Source organism: Limnovirga soli (assembly GCF_013106755.1).
Classification (GTDB): domain Bacteria; phylum Bacteroidota; class Bacteroidia; order Chitinophagales; family Chitinophagaceae; genus Limnovirga; species Limnovirga soli.
On record NZ_WHPF01000003.1, the window covers coordinates 338,611 to 351,170 of the forward strand.

The 12,560-nt window shown below is 38.6% G+C and carries 6 protein-coding genes; 4 read left to right on the forward strand and 2 right to left on the reverse strand.

What is annotated here, in order from left to right:
• The first annotated feature begins 335 nt into the window (after positions 1-335).
• Together GD597_RS05305 and GD597_RS05310 are read left to right on the forward strand one after the other, a co-directional pair.
• Positions 336-1,418 carry an amidohydrolase family protein gene (locus tag GD597_RS05305; protein ID WP_235954191.1) on the forward strand — a complete coding sequence of 361 codons (1,083 nt, stop codon included), beginning with the start codon at positions 336-338 and terminating at the stop codon, positions 1,416-1,418.
• A gap of 159 nt (positions 1,419-1,577) precedes the next feature.
• Positions 1,578-3,545 carry an ATP-binding protein gene (locus tag GD597_RS05310; RefSeq protein WP_171606780.1) on the forward strand — a complete coding sequence of 656 codons (1,968 nt, stop codon included), beginning with the start codon at positions 1,578-1,580 and terminating at the stop codon, positions 3,543-3,545.
• A 130-nt stretch (positions 3,546-3,675) separates the two neighbouring features.
• Here GD597_RS05310 and GD597_RS21850 read toward each other — a convergent pair whose 3' ends face one another.
• Both GD597_RS21850 and GD597_RS05320 read right to left on the reverse strand, forming a co-directional pair.
• Positions 3,676-3,972: a hypothetical protein gene (locus GD597_RS21850; protein WP_216368513.1), complete on the reverse strand. Its 297-nt coding sequence runs from the start codon at positions 3,970-3,972 to the stop codon at positions 3,676-3,678.
• 281 nt (positions 3,973-4,253) lie between these two features.
• Positions 4,254-9,269 carry an nSTAND1 domain-containing NTPase gene (locus GD597_RS05320; protein ID WP_171606781.1) on the reverse strand — a complete coding sequence of 1,672 codons (5,016 nt, stop codon included), beginning with the start codon at positions 9,267-9,269 and terminating at the stop codon, positions 4,254-4,256.
• Between the two features lie 302 nt (positions 9,270-9,571).
• On the opposite strand from GD597_RS05320, the gene GD597_RS05325 reads away from it, so the two are divergent.
• Positions 9,572-10,363, forward strand: a complete 792-nt coding sequence (locus GD597_RS05325; RefSeq protein WP_171606782.1) for a hypothetical protein — start codon at positions 9,572-9,574, stop codon at positions 10,361-10,363.
• A 23-nt stretch (positions 10,364-10,386) separates the two neighbouring features.
• Entirely contained in the window at positions 10,387-12,396 is a 2,010-nt protein-coding gene (locus GD597_RS05330; RefSeq protein ID WP_171606783.1) for a caspase family protein, read from the forward strand.
• Positions 12,397-12,560: the final 164 nt, after the last annotated feature.

Sequence of the window (12,560 nt, forward strand, 5' to 3'; positions counted from 1 at the left end):
ACCTATTAGGCGCCACTTGCGTCGCACACTTGTACTGTAGAATTTCTATCAACTGTTGGCTAATAGCTAATAGCTAAAGGCTAACAGCTAAAAGCCGCTGCACGTTCAGAAAGTACAAGAGTGCGACGCAAGCGGTGATGAGGAATGTACTTTAGCCGGGTTCAAAAAAAACTGTATTGCAAAGCCATTATGTATGTATTTTGTCAGTAACAAGTTTTTGCTTTTGTATTTCTGATGGCAGAGATGTAATGGATCTATTTGACTGATATTATTTAACTAAATTTATGGGGTATAATAAAAGCCATTGTAATTGTTTGATTTTAAATAGGGATGCTTTGAAAAAAAATTTCTTTTTTCTGATATTGTTTTATTGTTCGGGTATAGCCGAAGCGCAGGATATTAATAACCTGCTATTGAAGAATTATCGTCCGGTGTCTATTTATAAAATTCCGGAGACTAAAATGGGGAAGGCAAAATATCCGGTTATTGATTTTCATTCGCATGATTATCCTGTGGATGATGCAGGGGTAGATGTATGGGTAAAAACAATGGATGCAACAGGTATTGCCAAAAGCATTATTTTATCATATTCCACCGGTGCAAAATTTGATTCTGTGGTGGCTAAATATGCCAGGTATAAAGACCGTTTTGAAGTATGGTGCGGCTTTGATTATACCGGGTATGGTACACCTGGTTGGGAACAGCATGCCGTTGCCGAACTGGAAAGATGTTATGCTATGGGTGCAAAGGGTGTGGGAGAACTGGGCGATAAAGGATTAGGAGAGTTTTACTCTTACCCAACACCGGGCTGGGGGTTGCATATTGATGATATTCAAATGAAGCCATTGTTACAAAAATGTGCCGAATTACATATGCCGGTAAGCATTCATGTGGCAGAAGATGCGTGGATGTACGAACCGGCAGACTCCTCTAACGACGGATTGATGAATGCCGGCACCTGGAAAGTAGATATGAGCAAGCCGGGTATTCTGGGGCATGATGCCTTGGTAACTACCTTGGCAAATGCAGTAAGAGACAATCCGGCAACTACATTTATTGCCTGCCATTTGGCCAATTGTTGTAGTAACCTTTCCATGTTGGGTGATATGTTTGACAAATATCCAAACCTGTATGCCGATATAGCCGCACGGTATGGTGAATTTGCCCCCATACCCAGATTTGCCCATGACTTCATGGAAAAATATGCCGACAGGCTGGTATATGGCACTGATATGGGTGTTACGCCAGACATGTATCATATAACATTTAGAATTTTGGAAACAGCCGATGACCATTTTTATAAACAGGATATTTTTGATTATCACTGGCCACTGTATGGGATTGCTTTAACCAATAAAACCCTGCAAAAAATTTATAATGGAAATGGCCGGAAGATATTAAAAGCCGGATTACGTTGATGATTATAAACCTTCTTATTAAAAAATGGCATTTTGTACCGCCTTTCTGAATTAGTGCTTTATTATCTGTATGGCCAATTATCCGGGCTTTATGGTTTTGTGAGCAGATAAAGCACTATTTTTAAACTGCTTTAATAGGGTAGTGTAGTATCTAGAAATATGAAACAAATAGTTCCGCTAATTATATTGTTGGTATTTGGCTATCATGCACAGGCGCAAAACATGTACATAGATAGTCTTAGACTGGCATATGCGAATGCCAAAGCCGATACCAGCCGGGCTGATATATTATGGGAAATGGCCAATGATTTTGTAGAAAGCCAACCTGATTCATCCTTGCTTATTGCCGAACAGGCATTATTGCTTAGTCGAAAAAATAATTATTTAACCGGAGAGTTGAGGTCATTAAAACAAATTGCAGAAGCTTATCAGGCCATGGGTAACTATCCGTTGGCTTTACAATATTACCTGGAGCGTTTGCAATTAGATGAAAAAAGCCCCGATGCACAAAGGCAAACTACCACTTTACTTAGTATTGCCAATTTGTACCAATCTGCCGGCGACTATAATCAGGCGTTGGTTTACGCCAAAAAGGGATATGAGTTAATTGATAAACATAAACTGGAAAACTACCGTTGGTATAGTTATATGGTTTTTGGCGACATGTACGAGAAGATGAATAATTTACCACAGGCCAAATTATATAACAAAAAAGCTTATGATTTGGCAGTATTGCAAAATGATTCTGCCTGGTTGGGCATGTGTCTCAATAATACCGGAAATACTTTTTCAAAAGCAAATATGTATGATTCCGCACTAAGCTGTTATTACCGCGGAATACCTTATTTGCAATCGAGTAATAACGAAAGTTTTTTATGTGAAACTTACCTGGGTATATCCAATGTTTATTTAAAAACCGGCCTTTCAGCCCAGGCAATTGATTATGCAAAAAGGGCTATGAATCTGGCCAGTACCGGCAATTTTAGTAAAAAATACTTGTTGGCCTGCCAGTTGTTAACCGATATTTATAAAAGCAATGGCCACTTGGATAGCGCCTACGTATACCTTCATTTATCAGTTACCATAAAGGATAGTTTATACAATGTAGACAAGATAAAACAGTTTCAAACACTGGGTTTTAACGAAACCTTGCGTCAGCAACAAAGCCGGGAAGCCAAACAGGAATTTGAAACCAAAATAAAAATGTACAGCCTTATTGGCGGTATGGTATTGTTTGTAATAGTGGCTTTTATTTTATACCGTAACAATAAGCAAAAGCAGGCAGCCAATATTTTATTAAAGGAACAAAAGCAGGAAATAGAAGCCACCCTGGGCGAATTAAAAGCTACCCAATCCCAGTTGATTCAATCAGAGAAAATGGCTTCACTGGGCGAGTTGACTGCAGGTATTGCACATGAAATACAAAACCCATTAAATTTTGTAAATAATTTTTCTGATGTAAATGCAGAGTTGATTGATGAAATGAAATTTGAATTGCAATCAGGTAATAGCGAAAATGCCATTGCCCTGGCAGATGATATAAAAGATAATGAACAAAAAATAAACCACCATGGCAAACGCGCCGAAGCCATTGTAAAAGGTATGTTGCAGCATTCTCAATCAAGCACCGGTAAAATGCAATCAACCAATATAAATGCTTTGGCTGACGAATATTTGCGGCTGGCTTATCATGGTCTGAGGGCTAAAGATAAATCCTTTAATGCCACCTTGAAAACAGAATATGACACAAATATTGGCCTTATAAGTTTAGTATCACAGGATGTTGGAAGGGTAATTCTTAATCTGGTAAACAATGCATTTTATACGGTTTCCGAAAAGAAAAAGCAGCGCATAGATGCATATGAACCAACTGTATGGTTGAGTACTAAAAAAGTAAACGAAATTATAGAAATCCGCATTTCGGATAATGGCAATGGTATTTCGCAAAAAGTAGTAGATAAAATTTTTCAGCCCTTCTTTACAACCAAGCCCGCCGGGCAAGGTACAGGACTGGGATTGAGTTTAAGTTATGATATTATAAAAGCCCATAAGGGCGAAATAAAAGTAGAAACCGAAGAAGGAAAAGGAACCAGTTTTATAATACACCTGCCCCTGCATGCCCTATAAACTATAAAGTATTTTAATTGCGTGCTTTAACTAAAATAGCCAGATAAACATATCTGGCTATTTTAGTTTTATCTAAATCTTCTGCTTACAAAATTTACATAAGCAGTGGTATTTATTTTACTGTTTCAAATTAACCTTTTTTTGGGTCAGGAATATGCACCACATCACGTCCATCGCCATCTTCGCCTTCGGTGCTTACTTCTTCTTCTTCTTCAACAGGAACTACCAGCGGTTCAGTTGGTGCAGGTGTTTCAGCTGGAGCAGGGGTTTCTGCTGGAGCAGGAGTTTCGGTTGGTGCCGGTGTTTCTATTGGTGCAGGAGTCTCAGTTGGTGCGGGAGCTTCTTCTGGCACAACAGTTGGTGCGGTTTCCGGTTCGGTGGCTACTTCGTTGGCTGGCTCAATATCGTCTGCAAAAAATGAATTCATAAAAGGTAGTTTTTTGGTTAAAAATGATATTTGCAATATAAACATAATCCATTGCTTTTCAGTTTTTATGCATGCTTATCTTTTTTAGCTAAAATATAACCTAAACTGTTCTCTTTTTTATGAGCCTGGCAGTGGTACTTCCATCCACTTTACTTGCGTCGCACTCTTGTACTTTCGGAACATTTTTGGGCTTTTAGCCAACAGCCAATACTTATTCTACAGTAAAAGTGTGCGACGCAAGTACAGCTGCTATTGGTTTTAGTGCTGGGCTAATAATTGTTTTATGGTTTTAATTTGGCGGCCAATTCCGGATAGATGTTTGCCCATATATTAAAATTACGGTAGTTGCAATGGTGGTAATGTTCTGCCGCCTCTGCCATATATTCTTTTTTTAGTTGCTGCCATTGCATCGGTGGTAAATTTTCTATTTCCCCGGTAGAAAGATTTAATAGGGAGCCGGATAAAACCATGGCTTGTTTTTTATATAGCGCAGCGGGCATGTCCAAATCTGCACTATAAACCAATAAATTACCTAAGGTGTCGTGAGTGTATATTTTTTCTCCATCGCCGCTTATAAATGAGTCGCCTAACCCAAAATTATATTCGATTATTTTTTTTCCTTTTCGGATGTCAAGAAAAAAGAAACCGGTACCGGTATTAATGAAAATTACATTGGTATTGTATTTGCAAAATTCTATGTTTGGGCTATTGGTATTTAGTTTAACAGTTTTTCCATATTGCGGCAATACACTGTCTTTACTATTTAGATTTTGCAGGCTATATATTTTTAATGAAATAGTGGGATTACTCGTTATGTGCTCACTCCAATTTCTTGGCAGCACGGTGAAGTATTTACTATCAGAGCTGAAAAAATTGATTGGACTTGGCGTGGAATTTGCGATTTCGGCTGATAGATTTAATTGCCATATTTTACCGGTACTGGTATTGTACATACTGCCGTTAAAAATTCCATCTGAGGTTGTTGTCTCAGAATAGATCCACTCCCCATCCGGGCTTACGCTCCAGCCGCTACCTTCTCCAGCTTCATCGAAGTCAAAACCTGTTTCCGGAGTTGCAATAGAATGGCTGATATCGCCTTTTTCGTTTAGTATGTAAATAGTAGCTATTTTCTTTTGCTCTGCAATAAACCATTTACCATTATCAGCCACTTGTTTGAGATTGGCTTTGGGCAAATTAATTATAGGTTTACCCTTAATTGGAATGTTGTTGTTCCAAAGTTGAACACAACTATCTTCAGTTGTTAATATGATGTTTTTTCCATGATTGATTGAAAAGATAGTTGCAATTTTTTTTGTACTGTCGAATAACTGAACAGCTTTCCAGTCTGGTGCTTTTCTTATATAGCCCGAACCGTTTTTTAAGCTATAGGTCAACTGATTTCCATCAGTACTAACAGCATCTGCCCTATAATCAGCACTGTCTTGTAATGAAATAATACTATCCATTTCGAAATCTAAAATATATTTTTTTTGCCTGTGGTTTTCATAATAAATATAAGGAGTGCCTTGCCTTTGTACATAGCTGAAATCATTACTGCTACCTTCTCCTATCAAGTCTTGTTTGATCTGGTTGTATGCTGCATTGATATGCAGTGGTTTGAAAGCAGTCTGTACCCCATTTAAATCCCAGATACGGAGCACGTTACTATCGGGATTAATTAAACTTTTTTTTGAGGCCAAATTATATTTTGTATTGCCTGATAATTCTTTTGGTTGTGGAATGATGGGTTCGGGCAAAAGATGATATAATAAAACTGTATTACCATTAAATGTGATGATAGACTTGCCATTGTTGCTAAACTCAAATTCGTTTCCGCTAAAAATAGATCGCTTATAGTCCTCTTCAAAGCTAAATTGCTTTGGGTTGTTCAGGTTATTACCAAGACCCAGGTATTTGCCGGCAGTATTGTATATACTTATAATACCTTTATCATTAAGCACTAAAACATGGTAATTGTCAGGGCTCAAAAATGATACTGCATTTTGATCTGTTTTAAAAAAAGCGGATAATTGATTTGTTGTATTGGCATCAAATATGGCAATGCCTTTTGCTGTACTTAACAATAAAGAGTCGCTATTTCCAATAAAGGCTGCTTTTTGTATGGGGCCTATATTAGCGGGGTATTTAAACTGCCTTGCGGTTTTTCTATTAAATATAACAGCCGTCGGATCTTTGTAGAAAATTATGATTTTTTCGTGATCAGAATTTACATCTTCACTAATCTCAACATACTTAGTTGTGCCGGGATTTCCAAAGAAACCGTCATCTACGCCTATTATGGTTTGAGTATAATTGTTTTTTTCTGGTTGCCACTTGTATAAGCTATCATACTCTGTTTTTCCTATAATGGTACTGTTGTCTGCACAAAAGCTTGCAGCGTTAATGTTTAAATGATTACTTACCATTCTTTTTTGGAAACCAGTAATTACAATCGTATTTAATTGCCCGTTTTCAATAACCAGTATTTTTTTACAGTCTTTGCTAAATGCTGCATGTGATACATTAGCTAATTTATAAAGTGGCGTGGCGGAGATACTATCATTCATGGCATCCCATACCTGTAACCAGGCGTCATCGCTTAGTGTCAAAATCAATTTTCCATCTCCACTAATATGGGCTTCAGTAATATTATTTTTTGTTGTAAAAACGTTTTGCAAAGCCAAAAGCGGGATATCGTTTGCGGTAGATAAAATCAATTCTTTTCTGTTAGGATCGTCATTTAATGTTTGCATGGCTTCTGAAGTATAGAGCAGGGATTTTAGAAAATCATTTTGCTCAGCTGCGGTAATACCCTGATCCCAATAGGTTTGCGCCAGCTTATCCTGTATGTCATTTTTCTGTGCTGTTATATTCTTGTTTAAATTTAACAAGACAATAGAGAAAATCAGCGAAGCGGCAACAATACTTGTTACCACTGTATTTCTAATAACTTTATTTCTTTTCCTTGCTTTATCAGATGCATTAATAAAAGCCTCTTCAATGGTATTCATCCTTAAATCTGTTCCCTGTAATTTTAGCAACTGTTGTAGCCGGTAATCTTTAATCCACAAGAGGTCTTTTTTATCTTTTGGGTTGGCAAAGAAATATTGTCGTGCCAGTTCAGCCACCTGTCTTAATAATACCACTTTATCCTGGTTGGTAATTCTTTGTTCTTCGGGTATGTTATCCTGACCTTCTTTTTTCTTTAGGGCTTTAGTAAGCTCAGGCCAGGAGCGTAGCAATGCTTCATGTGCTGGTTCTATGTATTCATTGCCCTGTTCATCCTTATCTGATTTTAGCAGTCGGGCACTAATAAGCCCTTCACACATATTGCCAATGGTTTCTGTTGTGCTGTTATCTGCAAAATCCAGTTCGTTTATTTCCTGGTTATTAAGGTTGTATTTTTTATAGAGCCTTCGTTTGGTAATTTCTGCCCCTTCAAAAGAGATCATCCGGAAGATGAGCTGCATTAATAATTTTTGCTTTATAGATGCTATTGCAGGTGAGGTTGTAGTAGTAGTTTTATCTGCATATTTTCTGTATTCAATATCTGCCAGCTCTTCAATAATGCCTTTGATGCCTTTAAAGCTATTGTATTCTTTTTCTGTCAGGTATTCAATATTGCCATTGGCATCGCTATCTCTTTTGTCAAACAATCTGCTGAGTGCTAAAGAAAGCAGTGGCAAAGAATCGGGATAGGCATAAGCTTCATCGATGATGCGGTTGGTAAATATATCATCGGCTTCGCTGGTGCCGGCCTCTGATTTAAATTCAAGTGCCTGTTGCCCTGCTACCCCCGTAACAATTTCTTTGATATCATCCCTGGTAAATGGTGGAATAGGAAATGGGCAAAATGTTGCAGACTGCCCAATCAGCGGCGATTGTTTAAACTGTATCTCAAAATCAGAACGGAGGGTAACAATGATTTTATGTGTTGCTGAAAGCTTCAGTAGTGCTTGTTCAAATTGATGCCGTTCATTTTCATCGGTGCAGTTGGTTACCAGTTCTTCATATTGGTCAACAAAAAGATAGATAGGAACAGCACTATTTTTTGTTTCTTCCAAAGTGAGTTTGTGATCAGTATAAGGCCTGGCACCCGGTTTTATTTTTTTTACGATCTCCTCGTTACAGGCAGATAGTATTCCGGCCATTACCAATGATGATTTACCAATACCTGAGCGGCCGGTAACCGCAATAACATGGTTATTGTTTACGACGGATGTAAGTCCGGGAAAAGTGATATTGCCCTCTTTCCATCCATCCAATACCCGTTGCCTGCCAAAGAAAATGTTTCTGTCTTTGGTGGAGTATGCAGCCAGGCCTTTGTAAGGATTGGCCCTGTTTTTTCCAAAGCGAACCAATATTCTTTTGGGCTTTTCGGGGTTTAGGAAAATAAATTCACCTTTGGTATTGTCGCCAATATTCCAAACGGCTGGAATTTGTTTTAGCTGCAGGTTGTTCAGGTTTTCTTTAAGATACATACCCAATTCAGTAACCGTAATAAGACCATCAGATCTGTCTGAAACAGTGCCATAATCTGCATCGCCTGAGGATAATGCTTTTATTAGTGATTGCGCAAAAGGGGAGTTGGGTAAACCTGATTCTCCTCTTGTACCAAAAGCATCGAGTGCCTGTTGATCTGCCGAAGTGGAGGTAATTACCTGCCTTACTGAATTGGTAGTAAACTGTAAGAATTTCTGGTAATAGATGGTTGTTGGTTTGCCGGTATATAAACTTCGCTTTGTATCAGCCCATCTGAAAGCACCGGCATAGCAGCAATCCAGGATGATTAACAGGTGCCTGCATTTCAATTTGGAGAGAGCATCATGTATATCACTCATTTTTACATAAGTGGATTGATTGCCCAGTTGTGCATCTGTTGGTATGATAAAGCCGGCGGGTTTTTCATCCACATCTGTATTTTCTGCAATGCCGTGGCCGGCAAAGTATACAATAACGCGACTATCTTCTTCGCATTTAATATTGGTTACAAAATCAAGTACCTGTTGTTTGTTGGGGTTGAGTAAGGGGTTGGGTAAACTGGTGGTTGGCTCTTCTTTATTTACTATGACTTCTTTAACGGTAAAGCCATGTTTGTTTTTATCTTCCAGCACCGCTTTGAGGTTGTTGATATCATTTTCAGGACTATTAAGTGTGTGAATTCTTTCATCGTTAAACTTGCTGATGCCAATAAAGTAAGCATAGCTGCCCTCTTCGAACCATTGATCGAAATTGACAAACTCTACCTGATCCTCGCCGGAGCTGGCATCGGCTATGGTACTATCTGCTATTGGCATTTTTTATGAAGAACATTTATTTGAAGATGTAAGCGCTGATAAAAAAACAAAAAGGAATACGTTGATTTAAAAATAACCTAATTAACGGGCTTTTCAAAATATTTATGGGTTGTAAGGAACTGTAATTTAGTAAAGAGGAGATGGAAGGAAACCTACTGATGCCATGTAACAGAAAGTACAAGAGTGCGACGCAAGTAAAGCATAATATTTGTTTGAAGCCGGGTAAATATTAAATGAAGAAATGGATAATAGAGGCTCATGTATTAAATAGATTTATATTTAACTTCAATAAAAAAACATATATGTCCAACCCCTCACAATTTTACCTGAAGCATATAAATGCAACATCATCCGGATTCCGCGCCACATGGGATCCGGGGCTTCCATTAAAGATTGGCGATATAGTTAAGCTGGATAGCTTTGGTGCAGTGAACGTATATAATTCTTTAGAGAAAGTAGGTATTGTGCCAGAAGTGAGAACAGATGAAAGCACTACCGATTTGGATTACTCTTCAGGATCAGGAATTACCATTACGGTAAAAGGCGCTGGCGCTGCCCCGGTAACAGGAAGTGTATTAACAGATGCAGATGCGGGGTTTAATTTGCAGTTTACTACCGAAAAAAGTATTGTATTTAAGATAGCCGGTTATAAAACGCATCAGATTATAAACCTTGGTGAAATTGAAAGTTTTTTGCTTGCCAAAAATAAAAATGGTGATTGGGATAAAAGCTGGCTGATTGTTACACATTTAATTGTGGCAGATACAGCCACCATTATTATCGCTGATAAAGGCAATGCTTCTATTGATCTGCATGCAAAAGCAGCTGTGGGCGCCGGACAATTAAAGATAACCGATGCTTCGCTTGGATTAACGGTAGCAAGAGAAACGGGAAGTACTGTGAATTTTATTGCACAAAATGGGTTAACGCCCCTATATAAAGTAATGGGTTTGAAAAATCCAATATTTGGCAAAGCGCATTTGGATGTAAGGGAGCTTTCCAAATCGAAAGAAAATGAAACGCTGAGTTTTATGGAAGTTGGTTTGGATAGCAGTGAGCCCGATATGTTAACCATTGAAGAAGATGACCTGTAAGCTTAACCCTCTAATATTATACAATGGCACAGCAAATTTATGCACTGCTGGTTGGGATAAACGACTACTTTAACCAGCCCTTAAGGGGTTGTGTAAATGATATTGATGCAGTAGATAACTGGCTAAATACCACTTATGGCAGTACCGGTAATTTACATACTAAACGAGTAACCGATAAGGAAACTGATTACCTGCCCACACGTGCAAATGTGATAGCTGCTTTTGATCATTTTAAGCAGGCGAAGACAGATGATATTTGCTTGTTTTATTACTGCGGACATGGCACTAATTTGGGGGCGCCAAAAGTATTTGAAAGTGAATCAGGTGCTGGTGCAGTACAGGCGCTGATTTGTATGGATTGGGGGCGGGGAGAAGCAGGAACAGGCTACTTACTTGATAAGGAATTGTCTTTCTTAATTTGGAAAACTACCACTGAAAACCCCGGTATACATTTTATTGCTATTACTGATTGTTGTCATAGCGGATCGGCCACCAGAGATGTGGAAGTAGATATTGCCTTTAGCGAACGACAATTGAATATTTTGGAGCAAAGCCCTGCAGTGGAAAACTACCTGGGTTTTGATTATGTGAGTACTACCGGCGAAAAAGCATATGAAGTGGTAAAAGATGCTGCAACGGGTGCCATAGTAAGTGTAGAAGTAAAAACCGGCAGTCATTTGCATATTGCTGCATCGCAGGATTCGGAAGTAGCTAAAGAGCTCACCGTAAAAGAAAATGTACGGGGTGCTTTTACTTATGTAATGATAAAATTACTTGAGGAAACGGCGGGTAATATTAGCTATAGCCAATTAACTGAGTTTGCGGCCATCAGGCTAAAGAACCTGTATTTTAAAAACGATAAGCCCTTTATTGTTCAGCACCCTAAAATAAATATGTATCAGATTTCCAATACCTATATTGATCGGGTGTTTTTGTCTGCTGCAACCATACAACAGGGTAATAGCTATACTGTTTATTTTGATAATGAATTTGGGTGGTGTATTGCTGCCGGTAGTTTGCATAATGTAAGTGCCGGTGATAATGCTTTTATACATCTGGATTCCAACACGGTCGTACATTTTACACTGCAAAAATGCAGTTTGCTATTTTCAATACTTTCTCCAACTGATAATGAAGCTTTATTAGCCGATGTTGCCCTGCGTAAGAAAAGATTTGCCGGTTATTTAAAAGGTGTGCTTGGGCAGGCAATAAAAATTGGCTTTGGAAATACAGTTGCCAACGACATAAAAACTTTTATTTTAAATGCCCAGGTAAAAACTGATCATGCAGCAGAAGGACTATTAAATTTCCCCGGGCTTGCATTACAAAACGATAATGCTGCACAGGAAAACGGCTATATTATAGAGCAGCAATTATCTGCTGAAAACGAAGCCCTTATTTTTGTTACCAATACTGCCAAAGAAATAGTTTTGCAACGGGTAACGGCTACCAATATTGCCAGGCTATTACAAAATATGGCAACCATTAGTAAATGGCAAGCCGTACTTAATTTGGCCAATCCGGGTTCTGATATTGAAGATTATGCCATTAACCTGGAATGTGCTACAGGGGTAGATGTGAATGGTCTTATTTTTCAACCCGGCACTATAGGTCAGCCAAACAACCTGCCCTATACCAGTTTAAATGGCAGTTCTTTTAAACCGGCATTCCGCTTGTCTATAACCAATAATGGCAGTACGGCTATATTTATAAGTGTGGCTTATATGGGTGCGGATTATAGCATATCCTCCGCCGGAGATGGCGGCTTTGACGATATGCAAATAGAGCCTGGTAATACGCAATGGTTGCTTACGCCTAATACCAAAAAGAAAAAAATTGAACTGGTAAATACCGGCACTGCACCCATCACCGAATATATTAAATTGTTTATTTCTGTATCCCGCCCCATACCATTATATAGTTTACAACAGAAGCGTATTGACGAAGATCTTACAAGGGCGCTGGCCAAAGATGAACAGGTATTTGAGGATTGGAAAACGATGCTGATACCTTTTGTTATTTCCCCGGCATAAGATAGGTTATTTGTAACCCGGCAGTTAATTGTAGTTTCAGCTTTACTTGCGTCGCACACTTGTACTTTCGGAACATTTATGAGCTTTTAGCCGTTAGCCATTTGCTCTTAGCCAACAGCCAGTACCAATTCTACAGTAAAAGTGTGCGACGCAAGTGCAGCTGC

Bases quoted from the DNA above. Each gene is read 5' to 3' on its own strand.
- GD597_RS05310 (WP_171606780.1), top strand. From the start codon at position 1,578: ATGAAACAAATAGTTCCGCTAATTATATTGTTGGTATTTGGCTATCAT.
- GD597_RS21850 (WP_216368513.1), bottom strand. From the start codon at position 3,972: ATGAATTCATTTTTTGCAGACGATATTGAGCCAGCCAACGAAGTAGCC.
- GD597_RS05320 (WP_171606781.1), bottom strand. From the start codon at position 9,269: ATGCCAATAGCAGATAGTACCATAGCCGATGCCAGCTCCGGCGAGGAT.
- GD597_RS05325 (WP_171606782.1), top strand. From the start codon at position 9,572: ATGTCCAACCCCTCACAATTTTACCTGAAGCATATAAATGCAACATCA.
- GD597_RS05330 (WP_171606783.1), top strand. From the start codon at position 10,387: ATGGCACAGCAAATTTATGCACTGCTGGTTGGGATAAACGACTACTTT.